The 17,264-nt window shown below is 21.6% G+C and carries 27 protein-coding genes and 1 pseudogene; 19 read left to right on the forward strand and 9 right to left on the reverse strand.

The annotated features are described in order from the left end of the window. Positions 1 to 2: 2 nt before the first annotated feature. From ABWV63_RS10225 to ABWV63_RS10240, 4 genes and pseudogenes are all read left to right on the forward strand, one after another. A complete protein-coding gene (locus ABWV63_RS10225; protein WP_353306268.1) occupies positions 3 to 455 on the forward strand; it encodes a hypothetical protein in 453 nt (150 codons plus the stop codon). A 207-nt stretch (positions 456 to 662) separates the two neighbouring features. Then, on the forward strand, positions 663 to 1,049 hold the full coding sequence (locus ABWV63_RS10230; protein ID WP_353306269.1) for an IS630 transposase-related protein: 387 nt from the start codon (positions 663 to 665) through the stop codon (positions 1,047 to 1,049). Positions 1,050 to 1,106: 57 nt separating this feature from the next. Next, positions 1,107 to 2,356 (forward strand): annotated as a pseudogene (locus ABWV63_RS10235) (IS256 family transposase). Between the two features lie 250 nt (positions 2,357 to 2,606). Next, complete coding sequence (locus tag ABWV63_RS10240) at positions 2,607 to 2,777, forward strand: transposase family protein (RefSeq protein ID WP_353307251.1); 171 nt, start codon at positions 2,607 to 2,609, stop codon at positions 2,775 to 2,777. Between the two features lie 266 nt (positions 2,778 to 3,043). On the opposite strand, the gene ABWV63_RS10245 is transcribed toward ABWV63_RS10240, so the two are convergent. After that, a complete protein-coding gene (locus ABWV63_RS10245) occupies positions 3,044 to 3,838 on the reverse strand; it encodes a hypothetical protein (RefSeq protein WP_353306270.1) in 795 nt (264 codons plus the stop codon). A 278-nt stretch (positions 3,839 to 4,116) separates the two neighbouring features. Here ABWV63_RS10245 and ABWV63_RS10250 point away from each other — a divergent pair, with 278 nt between their 5' ends. The 3 genes from ABWV63_RS10250 (at position 4,117) to ABWV63_RS10260 (ending at position 4,880) form a co-directional block, all read left to right on the forward strand. Beyond that, positions 4,117 to 4,350 (forward strand): hypothetical protein, encoded by a 234-nt coding sequence (locus tag ABWV63_RS10250; RefSeq protein ID WP_353306271.1) that lies wholly within the window; start codon positions 4,117 to 4,119, stop codon positions 4,348 to 4,350. Between the two features lie 86 nt (positions 4,351 to 4,436). Continuing rightward, positions 4,437 to 4,718, forward strand: coding sequence for a hypothetical protein (locus ABWV63_RS10255; RefSeq protein ID WP_353306272.1), 282 nt, complete (start codon positions 4,437 to 4,439; stop codon positions 4,716 to 4,718). Between the two features lie 30 nt (positions 4,719 to 4,748). Further along, positions 4,749 to 4,880: a hypothetical protein gene (locus ABWV63_RS10260; protein WP_353306273.1), complete on the forward strand. Its 132-nt coding sequence runs from the start codon at positions 4,749 to 4,751 to the stop codon at positions 4,878 to 4,880. Between the two features lie 240 nt (positions 4,881 to 5,120). On the opposite strand, the gene ABWV63_RS10265 is transcribed toward ABWV63_RS10260, so the two are convergent. Beyond that, a protein-coding gene (locus ABWV63_RS10265; protein WP_353307252.1) for an IS3 family transposase occupies positions 5,121 to 6,205 on the reverse strand; the annotation gives its coding sequence in 2 pieces (ribosomal slippage) (positions 5,121 to 6,004 and positions 6,004 to 6,205; 1,086 coding nt in all). Positions 6,206 to 6,489: 284 nt separating this feature from the next. On the opposite strand from ABWV63_RS10265, the gene ABWV63_RS10270 reads away from it, so the two are divergent. Further along, entirely contained in the window at positions 6,490 to 6,588 is a 99-nt protein-coding gene (locus tag ABWV63_RS10270; RefSeq protein WP_353306274.1) for an AAA family ATPase, read from the forward strand. Between the two features lie 226 nt (positions 6,589 to 6,814). On the opposite strand, the gene ABWV63_RS10275 is transcribed toward ABWV63_RS10270, so the two are convergent. The 4 genes from ABWV63_RS10275 to ABWV63_RS10290 all read right to left on the reverse strand — a co-directional run bounded on the left by ABWV63_RS10275 (position 6,815) and on the right by ABWV63_RS10290 (position 8,845). Beyond that, a complete protein-coding gene (locus ABWV63_RS10275) occupies positions 6,815 to 7,222 on the reverse strand; it encodes a transposase family protein (protein ID WP_353306275.1) in 408 nt (135 codons plus the stop codon). Positions 7,223 to 7,489: 267 nt separating this feature from the next. Further along, positions 7,490 to 7,663: a hypothetical protein gene (locus ABWV63_RS10280; protein WP_353305528.1), complete on the reverse strand. Its 174-nt coding sequence runs from the start codon at positions 7,661 to 7,663 to the stop codon at positions 7,490 to 7,492. Positions 7,664 to 7,957: 294 nt separating this feature from the next. Next, positions 7,958 to 8,569: an IS630 family transposase gene (locus ABWV63_RS10285; protein ID WP_353306276.1), complete on the reverse strand. Its 612-nt coding sequence runs from the start codon at positions 8,567 to 8,569 to the stop codon at positions 7,958 to 7,960. Positions 8,570 to 8,635: 66 nt separating this feature from the next. Continuing rightward, positions 8,636 to 8,845 carry an IS630 transposase-related protein gene (locus tag ABWV63_RS10290; RefSeq protein ID WP_353306277.1) on the reverse strand — a complete coding sequence of 70 codons (210 nt, stop codon included), beginning with the start codon at positions 8,843 to 8,845 and terminating at the stop codon, positions 8,636 to 8,638. Between the two features lie 188 nt (positions 8,846 to 9,033). On the opposite strand from ABWV63_RS10290, the gene ABWV63_RS10295 reads away from it, so the two are divergent. From ABWV63_RS10295 to ABWV63_RS10320, 6 genes are all read left to right on the forward strand, one after another. After that, complete coding sequence (locus ABWV63_RS10295; RefSeq protein WP_353307253.1) at positions 9,034 to 9,417, forward strand: hypothetical protein; 384 nt, start codon at positions 9,034 to 9,036, stop codon at positions 9,415 to 9,417. A gap of 23 nt (positions 9,418 to 9,440) precedes the next feature. After that, positions 9,441 to 9,722, forward strand: a complete 282-nt coding sequence (locus ABWV63_RS10300; RefSeq protein WP_353306278.1) for a hypothetical protein — start codon at positions 9,441 to 9,443, stop codon at positions 9,720 to 9,722. Positions 9,723 to 10,689: 967 nt separating this feature from the next. Further along, positions 10,690 to 10,902 carry a hypothetical protein gene (locus ABWV63_RS10305; RefSeq protein WP_353306279.1) on the forward strand — a complete coding sequence of 71 codons (213 nt, stop codon included), beginning with the start codon at positions 10,690 to 10,692 and terminating at the stop codon, positions 10,900 to 10,902. Positions 10,903 to 11,010: 108 nt separating this feature from the next. After that, positions 11,011 to 11,160 (forward strand): hypothetical protein, encoded by a 150-nt coding sequence (locus ABWV63_RS10310; protein ID WP_353306280.1) that lies wholly within the window; start codon positions 11,011 to 11,013, stop codon positions 11,158 to 11,160. Between the two features lie 8 nt (positions 11,161 to 11,168). Then, positions 11,169 to 11,855, forward strand: coding sequence for an Mbov_0396 family ICE element transmembrane protein (locus ABWV63_RS10315; RefSeq protein WP_353306281.1), 687 nt, complete (start codon positions 11,169 to 11,171; stop codon positions 11,853 to 11,855). Between the two features lie 25 nt (positions 11,856 to 11,880). Further along, a complete protein-coding gene (locus ABWV63_RS10320) occupies positions 11,881 to 12,105 on the forward strand; it encodes a hypothetical protein (RefSeq protein WP_353306282.1) in 225 nt (74 codons plus the stop codon). Positions 12,106 to 12,287: 182 nt separating this feature from the next. On the opposite strand, the gene ABWV63_RS10325 is transcribed toward ABWV63_RS10320, so the two are convergent. From ABWV63_RS10325 to ABWV63_RS10335, 3 genes are read right to left on the reverse strand one after another with little or no spacing between them, the layout of a single operon-like run. Next, complete coding sequence (locus ABWV63_RS10325) at positions 12,288 to 12,698, reverse strand: transposase family protein (RefSeq protein ID WP_353305744.1); 411 nt, start codon at positions 12,696 to 12,698, stop codon at positions 12,288 to 12,290. A gap of 3 nt (positions 12,699 to 12,701) precedes the next feature. Further along, the gene (locus tag ABWV63_RS10330) at positions 12,702 to 12,932 is read right to left on the reverse strand and encodes a hypothetical protein (protein WP_353306283.1); all 231 of its coding nucleotides are present in this window, start codon (positions 12,930 to 12,932) and stop codon (positions 12,702 to 12,704) included. A gap of 31 nt (positions 12,933 to 12,963) precedes the next feature. Further along, a complete protein-coding gene (locus ABWV63_RS10335; RefSeq protein ID WP_353305528.1) occupies positions 12,964 to 13,137 on the reverse strand; it encodes a hypothetical protein in 174 nt (57 codons plus the stop codon). A gap of 98 nt (positions 13,138 to 13,235) precedes the next feature. Between ABWV63_RS10335 and ABWV63_RS10340 the strand changes: the two genes are divergently transcribed. The 5 genes from ABWV63_RS10340 to ABWV63_RS10360 all read left to right on the forward strand — a co-directional run bounded on the left by ABWV63_RS10340 (position 13,236) and on the right by ABWV63_RS10360 (position 17,263). After that, positions 13,236 to 13,910 carry a hypothetical protein gene (locus ABWV63_RS10340; protein WP_353306284.1) on the forward strand — a complete coding sequence of 225 codons (675 nt, stop codon included), beginning with the start codon at positions 13,236 to 13,238 and terminating at the stop codon, positions 13,908 to 13,910. 34 nt (positions 13,911 to 13,944) lie between these two features. Further along, positions 13,945 to 14,283: a hypothetical protein gene (locus ABWV63_RS10345; protein WP_353306285.1), complete on the forward strand. Its 339-nt coding sequence runs from the start codon at positions 13,945 to 13,947 to the stop codon at positions 14,281 to 14,283. Between the two features lie 159 nt (positions 14,284 to 14,442). After that, positions 14,443 to 15,843, forward strand: a complete 1,401-nt coding sequence (locus ABWV63_RS10350) for a DUF87 domain-containing protein (protein ID WP_353306286.1) — start codon at positions 14,443 to 14,445, stop codon at positions 15,841 to 15,843. 257 nt (positions 15,844 to 16,100) lie between these two features. Beyond that, complete coding sequence (locus ABWV63_RS10355) at positions 16,101 to 16,598, forward strand: hypothetical protein (protein WP_353306288.1); 498 nt, start codon at positions 16,101 to 16,103, stop codon at positions 16,596 to 16,598. Positions 16,599 to 16,879: 281 nt separating this feature from the next. Beyond that, complete coding sequence (locus tag ABWV63_RS10360; protein ID WP_353306289.1) at positions 16,880 to 17,263, forward strand: hypothetical protein; 384 nt, start codon at positions 16,880 to 16,882, stop codon at positions 17,261 to 17,263. Position 17,264: the final 1 nt, after the last annotated feature.

Below are 17,264 nucleotides of genomic sequence, written 5' to 3' on the forward strand. Positions count from 1 at the left end.
TTTTGACAAATTTTTATAGTAATATTAAAGTTAAATATTTAAGTAAATATGTAACAAAAGTTCAAGAAAATATTAAGTCTTTAAATCAAAAAGATGTTGGTATTCAAGCATATTCTTTTAGTAGAAATTGTAGAAATCCGTTTATAGTTCGTGGTAGTAAAACTTTAAGTTTACAAGAATTAGTACAAGCATGTGAAAAAGCAAAGGAATTTTATTTGTTTAAAACTAAACCCAATGAACAAGGTATTACAAATTTAATTGGTGGAAGTTATGATTATGTTGCTACTAGTGATTATTTTAAAGATTTTCAATATTATGTAAGTTTAGAAAGTTTGCGATTTAGGTTTTGATTAAAAAATAAATTTAATAAAAATGAAGTTTTAGATTTTCTTTATAAAGTTTTTGATAAAACTAAAATTGAAAAAATATTTTTAAAAAATCGTGTTTTACATTAATTTTAATTTTTTGCAAGTAATATATAGCTAACTAAAGTAATGTTTACTCATAAATAATGTAAAATAATAATATGTAATTTAAACAGTTTTTGAATTTAAAAGTACAATTCAGCAATATTTAAAATAGATTAGGGAGATTAAATTATGCCAAAACCATACAGTTAATAATTACGAAGAAAAGTAATAGAAGCCTATGAAAGTAAAAACATGAAAATTAAAGAAATTTGTAAAGTGTTCAATATTACTAGAAAGACTTTATTCTTATGAAGAAAAATAAAAAAAGAAACTGGGCATATAAAACCAATTTTGAATTATCAAAAAGGACATAGCCACAAAATAAAGGATTTAGATGAATTAAAAAATTATTTAGCGCAAAATAAAGATGTTACAGTTCAAAAAGTAATTGAAAAATTTGGTGATATGACTAAAGAAAAAGTTTATAACTATTTCAAAAAACTAAATTATACATATAAAAAAACTTTTCTATATGAACAAAGAGATAAAAATAAACAAGAAGATTTTTTAAAAGAAATAGCTAAAATAATGAATGAATATTTAGTAATGTTTAGTAATCTGTGTAACTTACAAAAATAACTATGTTTAATTAATTCTAGTAAATAAAATTAAATAAATAGAAAGAGTGAGTTACTTATGTCTAAAAAACAAAATATTAATAATAATGATCCAATATCAAAAGCAGTAGATTTATTATTAGAAAATACTGAAGATTTAACAACAGTTTTTAAAGGGGGGCTTATATAAAGAATTAACAAAAAGATTAGTTGAAAAAATGTTGAATTCTGAAATGCAAAATTATTTAGGATATGAAAAAAATCAACATAATAATAGTGATAATGCTCGCAATGGTATAAATTCAAAAAAATTAATAACCCAACAAGGTAAAATTGAGATTAATGTACCACGAGATCGTAATATTAATTTTGAGCCAGTAATAGTTGCAAAAAGACAAAGAAGATTTGATGATTTTGATCAACAAGTTCTTTCATTATATGCAAAAGGCATGACTTTATCAGATATTAGAACGCAGTTACAAGAGTTATATCATGGTCCTGATATTAGTGAAATTGTTATTAGTCAAATTACTGATGATGTTATTGATGATGTTAAAGCATGACAAAATCGGCCATTAGAAAGTGTTTATCCGATTGTTTATTTTGATTGTATAGTAGTTAAAGTACGACAAGATAAACGCATTATTAACAAATCAGTTTATATAGCACTAGGAGTTGATTTAGAAGGTAAAAAAGATATTTTAGGTTTATGAATTAGTGAAAATGAAGGTTCTAAGTTTTGATTATCTAATTTCACAGAAATGAAAAATCGAGGCTTAAATGATATTCTTATTGCTTGTAGTAACAATTTAACAGGAATGTCAGAAGCAATACAATTAGTTTATCCTAAAACCGAACATCAATTATGCATAGTTCATCAAATTAGAAATAGTTTAAAATATGTTTCATACAAACATAGAAAATCACTAAGTTACAGATTTAAAACCAATTTATAGTGCATGTAGTGAAGAACAAGCAATGCAAGATTTAGAATCTTTTGAAAGTAAATGAAATAAACAATATCCTCAAATTGCTAAATCATGATATAAAAATTTAGATAATTTAATGGTTTTTATTAGTTATCCTGCAGAAATCAAAAGAGTGATTTATACAACAAATGCTATTGAATCTGTTAATAGTCAATTACGAAAAGTTATTAGAAATAAAAAAGTTTTTCCAAATGATATGGCAGTTTTTAAAATATTTTACTTAGCAATTGAAAATATAACAAAAAAATGAACACTGCCCATTCAAAATTGAAATACAGCAATTGCTCATTTTATGATAAAATTTGAAGATAGAATTAATCTAAAACTAGTAACTTTGTAAAAAGATACACAGATTTTTAAAAAGCCTCAAAATAGGGACTTTCCTAAAAACTGTGTTTTTTAAATAAATTTTAGTTGTAAAATCACTAAGTTACACAGATTACTAAACATTACCGAAAAATATTACCAAATTATTGACCAAATATTAAAAAAGCGATTGATTTTGTTTTTCAAGATATGAGTAAACATTACTTTAGTTAGCTATACCAATTAAAAAAACTAAAAATAAAAAATTAACTAAACAAGAAAAAATCTACAATAAAATTATTTCAAAAATTAGAATTAAAGTTGAACATGTTTTTGCTTGATTAAAAAGATTCAAAATTTTAATAAATAAATGTAGAAAAAGTATATTTAGACTTATGTACTTGATATTTAACTTACTTTGTGAAATTTTTAATAAAACAAAACCATTAAAATAAAAAAATATTAACTTCTATAATTATTAACACTAAAAAATTTATAAATATTATTATTGACAATTGATTAAATTTATTTACGGAATATGTCTATTATCAAAATTATTTATGAGGCTTTTTAAAAATCTGTGTATCTTTTTACAAAGTTACTAGTTTAGATTAATTATATCTTCAAATTTTATCATAAAATGAGCAATTGCTGTATTTCAATTTTGATTTATTTACTAGAATTAATTAAACATAGTTATTTTTGTAAGTTAAACAGATTACTAAACATTACCATTTAATTCTTTATTAGTGGAGGTTTTAAATTGTTGGAGATTACAATTTGTTTTTTTAGCTACTGTATCATATAGTATTTGCATATCACAAGCTATAATTGATTTTTCTTCGATAAGCTTAGATGTTAAATTTTCTTGTACTCATTTTTTTGTTAATCTTTTAGTATTTGTTGTTTGAGCATAAATATTTTTATTTTCATCAATTGCCATTTCAATACAACAGTTTAAATCTTTAGCATTTTCTTCAATTCATTTTTTTCTTGGATCATCTGGATTTTTGAAATTTCCTTTATGAATTTCTTTAATAAAAGTTTCATCTATTTCCATTCTACCTTTTAATTTGATGAATGATTTTTGTGTTTTTGCTAATTGTGGTGATTTCATAAATTTTTGACGATTAAATCATGCTGATGTTTTTGAAATTTTAGCAAATTGAGAAATAGTATAAGCGGATTGGCCTAATAATGATAATCAAATTACTCAATCTCATTGTTCATGAGATAAATGACTTCAATGTAAAAAATGATTTCTTAAAGCATCAAAGCTACTTTTGCAATCTTTGCATAAATATTTTTGTTTATTATTCTTAAATTCATTTTTTACACATCAATAAGATTTACAATTTGGGCATTGAATTCCTTTTTCTTTAAATTTTTTATCAATTGCATCTAATTTTTCTTTTTTCTCAATTTGTTTAATTCTATTTTTAAAATGTCTAATAATTTTTATAAATTCTTCATCTTTTTTGTTTTTTAAAACATCAATTAATTCATTATTAGTCACAAAAAACCACTTCTGATATAAAAATATTACTTTTAATTTTAAATTAAAAGTAATATAAAGAGTTTTTTTAAAAATTAAAATGGAAAAATTGATAATGAAAGTGAGAAAAGCTAAATTAAATTCAGTAATTAATTTTTAATCACTATTTTTAAAAATTTTGATTTTTTACACATTTTTATCTTTAAAAATATATACTTTTTTTGTGATTATTTTAAGAGTAGAAAAAATATTCAAAAGCAATAAAGAGAGGAGATGAAAATTATGCCATCAGAATCAAATTGAAAAAAACCGATAAATCAAAGATATATAATAAAGCCATAATAATAAAAGGAAAAGTGAATTTATCATCTTTAACAAAAAAACAAGAAAAAATATTTAATACGAAATATAACGATCATATATTTGATGATAATTCAAAAAAATTATTTTCACGTAGTATATTTTTGAGAAAAATGTTTGAAAGACAAAATCAAAAAAAACTGAAAAAAAATATGCAAAAATTTACAATTTAATTAAAAAAATAAAAAATGAAACAAAATATATATCAACTGAAACTAAAGAATATTTTCAATACAATTTATCTTTATTAAATTTAAATATGCAAAAAGAAATAGATTTAATAAATAAGTCAAAAGATTCAAAAAGAAGAAAACAAGTAAAGCTTTCATTTTTAAATAAAATGAAAAATGAAATTGATTTAAAAACAATACAGAAAATAATAGAACCATTTAAAAATATAAAAGAATTAAAACAAAGATTTAATCATTATACTAATATTATTGGAATAATAGGCCTATGCATTCCTTTTGTTGAAAATTTAAAATCTATTCTAGCTTGTTGTTCATCAGCAGATTCAATTTTTGGTGATAATGATTGATAAAAAGAAAAAAAAGAACCTTTAGAAGATATATTGAAAAATCGTAATACGAATAATGTAAAATTTTCAGAAGAATCATTAAAAGTAGATGAAATTAATAAAGAGGCACAAAAATTATTTTTAAAATCAGATGATGAAAAAATTAAACCCATAATTTTAAAATAATAATATTTAAATATTTTAAAACTACTCAATTGAGTAGTTTTTTACTAATTTTTAAAAATAAAACATGTTTTATTTTTTTTTATTTTTTATAAAAATCTATTATTTAAAACTATTTTTATTTATATTTTAAAAATAAAAAAAGAGGAAAATATGGCAAAATTAAATTCATTACTTGAAAAAAATGGAATAAAAGAACTTTCAAGTTTTTCTAAAACCAAAGATTTGGAATGGCAACCTTTTTTAGGACTGTTTTTTGGTAGACATTTGTGTTTGGTGTTTTATGGGGGTTAAGTAGTTTAGAGTGCTGTGGATTCTTATGTTGTTGTATCAATTGATATAATCAAATAATTCTAATTTTAATTTGATTAATGATGTAAAATTTTTATCATTAATAAATTCTGTTTTGAAAGTTTTGAAAGTTGCTTCAGCAACAGCGTTATCATAAGGACAACCTTTTTTGCTTAAAGAGCGGGTAATATTGAAGGCTAATAAAAGTTTATCAATAGTTTTATTATTAAATTCATTACCGCGATCGCTATGAAATATTTGAATATTTTTTAAACAACGATTTGAACACATAAATGCTTGATATAATAATGATGCATCTTTTTTAGTACCTACAATATGTCCAATAATTTCGCGATTGTGCAGGTCGATTAATAAGCAAATATAGTTTCATTTACCATTAACTTGAACATAAGTTAAATCACTAACAATAACTTCATTTTTAAGCCTATTATTAAAGTCTCTATTAACAAGATTAGTAATTTGACTATCATTGACTTTATTATGATAATTTTTGTATGATAATTTAGTGTATTTTGATATTAAATTATGTTTATTCATAATTTTTTTAATTTTTCGTCTTGATAAATTAATTTTCTTTTCTTTTAGAACAACTTTTAATCTTCTTGTTCCATAAGCTTCTTTATTTTCTTTAAAAGCACTAATCACAGCTTCATCATACATATTATTTTGAATTTTATCTTCTTTTTTCTTGAAATTAAAATAATATGTTGATTTAGAGATTTTTAAAAAAAGACACATTGTGCGAATTTTATATTTAACTTTATTTTTAGTAATAATTTCTATTTTCTGCCTATTATTAGTTCTGCTTGCTTTAAAATATCATTTTCCATTCTTAATTGTTTTAATTCCTTTCTTAATTTAATTAATTCATTTTCTTCAACATAACGGTTATCTTTGGTTTTAAAACTGCCTGAATTAGTAAATTGCTTAATTCAATTATAAGTAGCTGCTCTTGTAACATTGTACTCTTTAGCAAGACAAGACACTGACTTACCAGTTTGATATAAAGCTACTATTTATTTTTTAAATTCATCTGAATATGAGTTAATATTGGCCATAATTATAATTCCTTTCTTTTAACTAATTTGTTCAATTGTCTACGTAATTAGTGTCCAATAAAGTGTAACCCATCCAGATTTTAAAAAAAGAACAAGCAAAGATATGATACCAAATACTTTTTGTAGTAGATATTTAGTGGATCAATTTAGAAAAGAAGCAAAAGAAAAAAGATGAAGTTATACAACTTTAATGACAACTATTTTAGAAGACCGATATGGAAAGGAAAATCAAGATAATGAGAATGATTAGTTTTTGTAATAAAAAAGGTGGAGTTGGAAAAACTACTCTTTGTAAAAATGTTACGTATAAATTTGCTCTTAATGAAAAAAAGTATTATTAATTGACCTTGATTCACAAGCTACATTAGACATATTCCGTAAATAAATTTAATCAATTGTCAATAATAATATTTATAAATTTTTTAGTGTTAATAATTATAGAAGTTAATATTTTTAAAAAAATACTTTAAAAATAAATTTATATTTCAAACACAAAAATTGTTAATATTATTTTTATATTAACTTGATAAAAATTTAAATTTTTAAAAAAATATTTTTAATATTTTTTTATTTTAATGGTTTTGTTTTATTAAAAATTTCACAAAGTAAGTTAAATCTTAAGTACATAAGTCTAAATATACTTTTTCTACATTTATTTATTAAAATTTTGAATCTTTTTAATCAAGCAAAAACATGTTCAACTTTAATTCTAATTTTTGAAATAATTTTATTGTAGATTTTTTCTTGTTTAGTTAATTTTTTATTTTTAGTTTTTTTAATTGGTAATATAGTATTTTTATAAATATTTTGTATTCCTTGATATCCCAAATCACCAATAATTATTGTTTTTTCTGAAAATTCAAGATTTGAATTTTTTAATATTTGAAAATCACGTACTTTTCCATTATCAGCAAAAAGATCAACATTTTTTTTATTAAAAAAGTCATATATAATTTGAAATTTTATAGAAAACATTGAACTTTTACCAGAAAAATATTCTAACTGTAGTTTTTTTAGTTGGTCTTTCAATTTCAATTTCAGTTGAATCAATTAAATAAAATTGAAATTCATTTAAATCTTCTTTTTTTTATCAATTTTTGATTTATATTTTTTTTAAAAACTGATAATCTTTGTCATCACTAAGTTTATTTTCTACTCAAGTAATATTTTGAAAACAACTTGATGCACTCATTTTATATTTAATACTCATTTGGAAAAAAGTATAATATTATTTTCAGTATACTAAAGTCATCATCAATCTTTCTTCAACTGAAAGTTTATATTTTCTACCTTTAGTTTTTTTAAATTTTCTATTTCAATTAATTTTGTTAACATTTCATCAAAATGAAAACGTTTTATACCAAAATATCTATAAAATTGTTCATTTTTTAATTTTTTTAAATTTTCAAAATTCATTTTTATCAGCACCTTATTAATTTATTAATAAAGAAATTATAAAATAAATTTTAAATTATTAATTGACTTTTAAAAAATTTATTTACGGAATATGTCTATTATCTTTTACAATTTTATACAAATAAAATTGTAAAAGATGTTACTTTATTAAAAATGTTTGGTGGATTTAATGTTGGAATTAATAATATTATTCAAAAAACAAAATATCAAAACATTGACATTATCATTGCTGGAGAAGAATTAACAAAATCATCTACAATTTTAAATAATTTATATACAAAAGAAAATGTATAGCTAACTAAAGTAATCTTTACTCATATCTTGAAAAACAAAATCAATCGCTTTTTTAATATTTGGTCAATAATTTGGTAATATTTTTCTTATATTATGTTTTATAGCAAATCAAAAATGTTCAATTGGATTTAAATTAGGAGAATATGGTGGAAGAAATAATAGTTTGCATCCAGCATTTTCAATTAATTGTTGTGTTAATTTAGGTTTATGAAACTTTGCATTATCTAAAACTATAATTTGTCCACGCTTTAATACTGGAATTAGTATATTTTTTACATATGATTCAAAAATTTTACTGTTGCAATGTCCTTCAAATGCTCATAGGGCTTTTAATTTGCCTTTATTTAGTGAACCAATTATACTAATTCTTTTTATTTTATATGCGGGTTTATTATCAAATAATCTTTTACCTTTTTCAGATCAACCATATTTATAAAATTCATTATCATCAATTCCAGATTCATCAATATATACTAAATCTTCATTCATTATTTTAGCTATTTCTTTTAAAAAATCTTCTTGTTTGTTTTTATCTCTTTGTTCATATAGAAAAGTTTTTTTATATGTATAATTTAGTTTTTTGAAATAGTTATAAACTGTTTCTTTAGTCATATCACCAAATTTTTCAATCACTTTTTGAACTGTAACATCTTTATTTTGCGCTAAATAATTTTTTAATTAATCTAAATCCTTTATTTTGTGGCTATGTCCTTTTTGATAATTCAAAATTGGTTTTATATGCCCAGTTTCTTTTTTTCTTTTTCTTCATAAGAATAAAGTCTTTCTAGTAATATTGAACACTTTACAAATTTCTTTAATTTTCATGTTTTTACTTTCATAGGCTTCTATTACTTTTCTTCGTAAGTCTTCACTGTATGGTTTTGGCATAATTTAATCTTCCTAATATATTTTAAATATTGCTGAATTGTACTTTTAAATTCAAAAACTGTTTAAATTACATATTATTATTTTACATTATTTATGAGTAAACATTACTTTAGTTAGCTATATATAAAGTTGGTAAAAATATACTTAATAGTTTTAATGATGTTTTTGAAAAATATGATTATGTATTAATTTATTATCCACCAACAGTTCTTGAATTAGCAATGAATTTTTTAATTATTTCTGATTTAATAATGATACCCATAAACAACGGAATTGGGAGTTTTAAAGTAATTTTAGATTTAAAAAATACTTTAAATTATATTTGTAGACAAGAAAATATAAATGTGCCAAATTTACGAATAATTTTTAATAACTTAAAAGAAGATGAAGATACTATTGAAATTTATAAATTATTAGAAGAAGAAAAATTAAATAGTAATTTATCACAAATTGTAATAACAAATTCAAAATCATTTATTAAGACGGAAAATAAATTAAATAGTATTTGAGAAAATAAACATTATTGACGTCAAAAAAATGCATATGAAGAACTTATTAAAGAAATAATGTAAATTTTAAAAAAGAATATGTCTTGATGAATAAATTAGAATTAGGTAAATATATTAATAATTTTGTTAATTTAAATCCTAAAAATAATAAATATTTAAAAATTAATCAAGAATTAAATAAATCATTTGTTGTTATTAAAAATATATTTAAAGAGAATAAAAAATATATTATAACTTCAAATTATGATGATGTTTTTTATAATAAAGATTCATTTTTAAAAGGAAAACAGTGAATTGATATTTTTTTATCAAGTAAAGATATTTTTGAATATCATAAAAAAAATAAGAGATGATTTTCCTTTTTGTAAACAAAAACAATTAAATAAAATATTAATTGATGATTTATTTAATTGTTTTAATAAAAATCCTCAAAATGTATTTATTGACGATAGCGAAACTCATTTTGATGAACAAATAACAAATCAATTAGAAAAAATTAGATATTTTTTAGATAAAAAAGATTGAAGTAATTATTTTTTCAATTTACAAAAATTAATGCATGAACAAATTATTAAATTTTTATCGTGAAATAAAAAAATTTTAATTATGAAATTTATAATAAAGATTTAAAAAAAACATTAAATTGTATTTTAAATTCAACACAAGTAGATAAATATTTACAATTTGTTCAAAAAAAATTTATATCGTAATACTTTTTGTAAAGTTAAGCCTATTATAAACAAAATAAATCAATCTTTATTTGAAGATTGAAATAATTATTCTGAATTAAATAAAGAAATTAAAAGTTGAGAATTATATTGTGAACTATTTAATTTCATAATTGTTATAAATTTGATTTTAAATAAAAAAAGTTTATAATTAATTTATAAAATTCAAATAATATAAAGTGTAACCGCGATACTGACAATATCCCGTTACTGACAGGTTCCGTATAGAAATCGCTTAACCCACATATAAATTATATATTTTTAAATAATTATTTGCAATTAAAGTTACGTTTTATATAAAGAACCTTGTTAGGTTCTTTATTTTATTTATTGATTTTGTAAAACTCAATAAACTGTCGTAGAAGTCAAATGGTGAGTGCTAAATGTAAATACTTCTATATCATGATAAAAGAGCTATTTAAAAATATTAATAGAATTGTTGTTACATGTATTTGTCTGTTAATTGAATTCTCATGTTGAGTTAGTAAATGATTTTTTCAAGATTATGTAATAACCACAAACCCAGTTTTATTTTCTGTTTTTAAATAGTCGCACCAAAGGAGGCTATGTATAACATAGATACCTTATCAAATATATATTATCACAAATGAAAATAAAACAAATGATGAAAGGAATGATAGATATGATGTTTTCTATATTTAATTTACTATCAAATGTTGACTCACAAACTCAACAATTATTAAACAATTTAATGGAAGTATTATTACCAATTTTGTATGCAATTGGTGGGTGTGGTTTAGCATTTAGTACTATCAAGTATGCTTTTAAAATTCATAGCGACCCTGAAAACAAAAGATAATATTTAAGACATATGGTTTGAAGTGTTTTAGGATGTTCAATGATTTTAATGTCTTCGGGTATTGCTCATATTATTTTTGCAAGAATGCTTGGTTTATTGTAATTATGAGTGTGCAATTATTGTCATAAAAAACCAAGCATTGTAATTAAAACAAAACACGAAAAAATAATTTTTGATATGTACTTATGCAACATTCATAGTCAAAGAGAAATTGTTTATTTAAATAGTAAATTACAAAGCAAAGCAGGTATTAAATAATGCTTTTAATGAGTGATTTTTTAGGAATTAAAACTGCTTTTTTTCAAATACTTTATAACATTTTTGTGAAAGGCCCTTTATACGTTGTTCATGGTTTAGGTGACGCAATAACTTATTTATCTGGTCAAAAAATTGTTGATAAAATTTTTGGAACAAATGGTCATTTTTTAAATATGCCTCCACAATTTTTGATTTGTTTAGTAATAGCAATTATGTTGATTGTGTTGTTCGCTGGTGGAGTTATATTGCATGCTATGGTTCATCAAAATATACGTAGTGAAGTTGCTGGTATTGCAAATCGTAGCATAATTGTTATTGTATTATTGCTTTTAATTCCTTTATTTTTTTGAGTAATTAATTTTACCGTTATTTCAATAATTCACATTATTATGCCTGATTTTGTTCATGGAGAAAAATTAGTTAATATGGTTGCTGCATTAGGATTTACTGATGGATTAAATCGTCAAGATTGACATTATGATGCAGGATATCCTGATATGGAAAAATACAATTTGTTTTTGGCTACACTTGGTAGCTTCTTTTGTATGATTATATTTTTCTATTTAGGTTTAAGTTTAATTCAAAGAATTTTTGATTTGTTTTTATTGTATATAAATTCACCAATTATTTTTTCAACTGCTACAAGTGGTTTTAAATGGCAAAAAAAATCTGTGAAAGGATTTAGTAATTGGTAGATTTATTTCTTCGCTTGGCATTGTTTTGAGTTTAACTTTATTTATAAATTTAGAACCTTTAATGTTAAAAGCCGGAAATGATGTAAGTAATGATTGAATAGGTCAGTCAACATTTAAATTGTTATTTATTACTGGCGGAGCTGTTGCTACATATAATTCGCAAATGTTATTTTCTTCCATGGTTGGTCAAACAGTCGGTATTATGGAAGGAATGCGTATGTTAACGACAATAGACATATTCCGTAAATAAATTTAATCAATTGTCAATAATAATATTTATAAATTTTTTAGTGTTAATAATTATAGAAGTTAATATTTTTAAAAAAATACTTTAAAAATAAATTTATATTTCAAACACAAAAATTGTTAATATTATTTTTATATTAACTTGATAAAAATTTAAATTTTTAAAAAAATATTTTTAATATTTTTTTATTTTAATGGTTTTGTTTTATTAAAAATTTCACAAAGTAAGTTAAATCTTAAGTACATAAGTCTAAATATACTTTTTCTACATTTATTTATTAAAATTTTGAATCTTTTTAATCAAGCAAAAACATGTTCAACTTTAATTCTAATTTTTGAAATAATTTTATTGTAGATTTTTTCTTGTTTAGTTAATTTTTTATTTTTAGTTTTTTTAATTGGTAATATAGTATTTTTATAAATATTTTGTATTCCTTGATATCCCAAATCACCAATAATTATTGTTTTTTCTGAAAATTCAAGATTTGAATTTTTTAATATTTGAAAATCATGTACTTTTCCATTATCAGCAAAAATATCAACAATTTTTTTATTAAAAAGTCATATATAATTTGAAATTTTATAGAAAACATTCAACTTTTACCAGAAAAATATTCTAACTGTAGTTTTTTTAGTTGGTCTTTCAATTTCAATTTCAGTTGAATCAATTAAATAAAATTGAAATTCATTTAAATCTTCTTGTTTTTTCTCAATTTTTGATTTATATTTTGTTTTTAAAAACTGATAATCTTTGTCATCACTAAGTTTATTTTCTGCTCAAGTAATATTTCGAAAACAACTTGATGCACTCATTTTATATTTAATACTCATTTGGAAAAAGTATAATATTCTTTTCAGTATACTAAAGTCATCATCAATCTTTCTTCAACTGAAAGTTTATATTTTCTACCTTTAGTTTTTTTAAATTTTCTATTTCAATTAATTTTGTTAACATTTCATCAAAATGAAAACGTTTTATACCAAAATATCTATAAAATTGTTCATTTTTTAATTTTTTTAAATTTTCAAAATTCATTTTTATCAACACCTTATTAATTTATTAATAAAGAAATTATAAAATAAATTTTAAATTATTAATTGACTTTTAAAAAATTTATTTACGGAATATGTCTAATGAAAGCTGCAAGTAGTGGTTTAAAAGCCGGAGCCATTGGCATGTTTGGTCTTGGTAAAAGTCTGCTTATAGGAAAAAGAAAAATGCTAGGTAAAAACCAAGATGGAGAAAGTAATGGGGTTTGAAATAGATTGCAAAGTGGTGGACTTGCAAAATTCGCCAATTTTAGTACCAAAGCAACTGTTGGTTCGGTCTTAGCTACAGCCGGATTTATTGGTGGTTCTCTAACTACATATAAAACATTTGGAGCAAAAGGTAGTTTAAAAAGAGTAGGGAAAAATGCAATTGTAAATCCAACTAAAAAACTAGCAAGTATTGTTAAAACAAAAAGTTCACAACAATATGCAAAAGGTATATCAAAACATGAATCACATAATTTAAATCAAAAATTGAAAAAACAATTAAAAACCAAACCTTTAAAGAAAGAAGAAGTTGATAATTCAATCATTGGTAGCGCAACTAATAAAAATGTTATTCATGGTACAAAGCAAAGATATAAAAATAAAACCAGTAATGAATTTGACAAAAAAATTGTGGATAAATATTTTGAAAATGGTCAACCAAATTGATATGAAAATCAATCTAAAAACAAATTTGAAAAATCAACAAGTGATTGATTTGCTAACAAAAACTTAGGTAAAAAACCTATGAGAAAAACAAAAAAAATTTTTTAATTGGTATGAAAAAAGAAAATAAAGGAGAAAAGTAATGGAAAAAGTAAATTTACCAAAAAGTACTAAAAAAATTCATTATCAAATTTTTCGAGGTATAAACTTGACTGATTTATTAGTATTATTGATTTTTATAAGTATGTCTATTTCAATAGCATTCTTATTAACGATCAATGTTTATTTAAAATTTTCTTTAAGTTTGATAATCATTGCGTTTGGTTTTATTTGTATTCAAAAAATAAAAAATGAAACAAGAACTTATGAATTAATTGTTCGTTCAATTAAATATTTAACAATGATTGGTAAAAGTTCAACTGTAAATTTAAATCCTAATTTTGAATTATTAAATGACAAAAACATTGTTCTGTTTAAATAATTAAAAAATAATCTTTTTATTTGTGGTGTTTAATTACAAACAGTAAATTTAACATTGTTAAATGAAAGTCAACGAGCAACAGTACTTGAAGACTTTACTGATTTATTAAGAACAATCACAATGTAATGTAAAATTATAAAAACAAATCAAAATTATGATTTGGAAGAACAAATTAATAATTTAAAAAATCAACAAGAAAAGAAAAATAATGATGAAAATAATTATTTAATTGATTTACAAATTGAACAATTAAAATCAATTCAAGAAACCAAATTATTAACCACACCAACTGTTTATATTATTTTTTGTAGTGATAAGAAAGAAAGAACATTGTCACAATTACAATCATTAATGACAAATAGTTCGTTTAGTAGTTTAAATATAAAAAAGTTATCACAAGAAAAAATCAATAATATTTGAACTGATTTTACATTTGATGAGAAAAATATAAAAACTAATTGTTCAAATTTTAAAGGCAAAAATAATAATGGTTTTGTATGAACTATTAATGATTTACCAAAACAAATAAATTATTTTTGATTAAATAACTTATTTAATTTAAGTAATATAAATATTTGTATTAATTTAAATCCTATTAATAAATTAAAAGCTAAAAAACAATTAGACAATGCTTTAAATAAAATCAAAACTAATGAACAATATGCTTTAACTACAAGTCAAAAAAGTGAATCAGAACAATTCTATAATGCTTTTTTAGAACAACAACAAGCAGTTATTGATGATGTTGATGATTTAAAAGATACTTCAATCTTTATTATTGCTTATGGCAATAAAACAACATTAAATAATACTAAAAGACAATTAATTGATTTAGCAAATACTATGTGTTGAAAATATAATAATTTATTATTTTTACAACAACAAGCTCTTATTGAAATTTTTTATTGAACAAAATTTATTTCAAAAGAAGTTGAAATTGAAATGAATTGTGATACTTTTGCAACAAGTTTTCCAATTCCTGATATGCCACTTAAAGATGAAAAAGGATTTTTACTTGCTGAAACTAATTCCGGAAAACCAGTTATTTGAGATTTATTTAAAAAGAACTCACAAAGAATAAATCATAATTTGTTAATTTTAGGAGAAAGTGGAAGTGGAAAATCATTTACTACTAAAAAAATTCTTTTAAATCAAGCATATCAAAATAATCGAAAAATATTTATTTTAGACCCTGAACGTGAATTTAGAAATTTGACTAATTACTTAAATGGACAAGTTGTTAATGGCTCAGGAGCCAAAGGTAATATTATAAATCCACTAGAAATTTACAAATTAGATGATAGTCATGATAATGCAGACACATTTAATAACCAACTATCATTACTAGAAGCATTTTTTGTTATGTTATATCCAAATTTAAATGATGATGACATAACTACAAGTCTATTAATAGAATTAATTAAAGAATTATATTTTCATAAAAATATTTTACCAAATACTAATTTTGAAAAGTTAAAAGCAACAGATTATCCAACATTTACTGATTTATATAATTTAATTTGTCAAAAAATTAAAGATGAAAAAATCGATAATGTTTAGTAATCTGTGTAACTTAGTGATTTTACAACTAAAATTTATTTAAAAAACACAGTTTTTAGGAAAGTCCCGAAAAATCATCAGCAAATATTTTAAAGTTAGATAATTTAAAATCTAAGCTAACAGCTCTAACACAAGATACATACTCTAAATATTGAAATGGTCACACTAAATTTCAATGAAGCAAAGCAAATATATTTTGTTTTGATTTAAGAGAGTTATTTGAAAATAGTAATAAAAAAATAATTAATTTACAAATGATGTTGATTTTACGAATGCTAGGAATTGAACTTTCAGCTGTTCAGTCATACAACGAAAATAAACAAGAAAAAGATTGAAAACGAATTATTATTGCTGTTGATGAAGCACACTTACTAGCTAACGAAAATAACAGCGTTGCCCTAGACTTTTTATTTCACACAATGAAAAGAATTAGAAAATGCAAAAGCTCATTAATTATTGCAACACAAAACATTGCTGATTTTACTGGCAGTGAAAATGTCAAAAAGAAATTTACTGGCATTATCAACAATGTTCAATATACGCTAGTTGGTGGCATGCAACCAAATGACTTAAATAATTTGAATGATATGTATAAACAATCGGGTGGACTTAGTGAAACAATAAAAAATTACATCGCAAAAGCAAACCAAGGTAAATTTTGATTTAAGATTTCAAAACAAGAACAATTACCAATTCAAGTTTTACAAATTGATGATGAAGAATTGTGGGACTTTCCTAAAAACTGTGTTTTTTAAATAAATTTTAGTTGTAAAATCACTAAGTTACACAGATTACTAAACATTACCGAAATTTGTTGGACATACATAAAAATATTAAGGAGAACCAATAATATGAAATTATTTGAAAAATTATTTTTAAATCCAATAAGGAAAGTAATTGAAGTTTTAATATTATTTATATTTTTACTTCCATTTTGACCATTATTGATAATAAATAGCAATTTTAAAAACAATTTTAAAAAGTTTAAAAAATAATACAAAGCATTAAAATATAAAAAATTCAAGGAGTAAATAAAATGCAAAATAATAAAATAAATTTTTGTACATTAACCGGTGATAATTGTTCATGATGCGAAAAGAGAGTTTATGATTATGAGCAAAATATAATAAAAATACATTGTCATGATGATTATGATAATATTGTTATTACAAATGAAAATAATGAAATTGAAATTTATGAAATGTTTCATCAAAAATGTTGAAATGAAAAAATAAATTTTAAACCCACTAAACCAAAGATCAAAAAATATAAAAAAATAATTTTTAAAAATGAACAAGACAAGTGAAACGAATTTAAAGAAAAACTTATTAAAGAAAAATCTTTACAATTTTTATATGATGAACTTGATTTGTCATGTAGTAATGATTATCAAGATAAAAAAAGCAAAAAAGTCTCATAAC

Origin of the sequence: Spiroplasma ixodetis (assembly GCF_040369795.1) — a bacterium.
GTDB lineage: Bacteria > Bacillota_I > Bacilli_A > Mycoplasmatales > VBWQ01 > Spiroplasma_E > Spiroplasma_E ixodetis_B.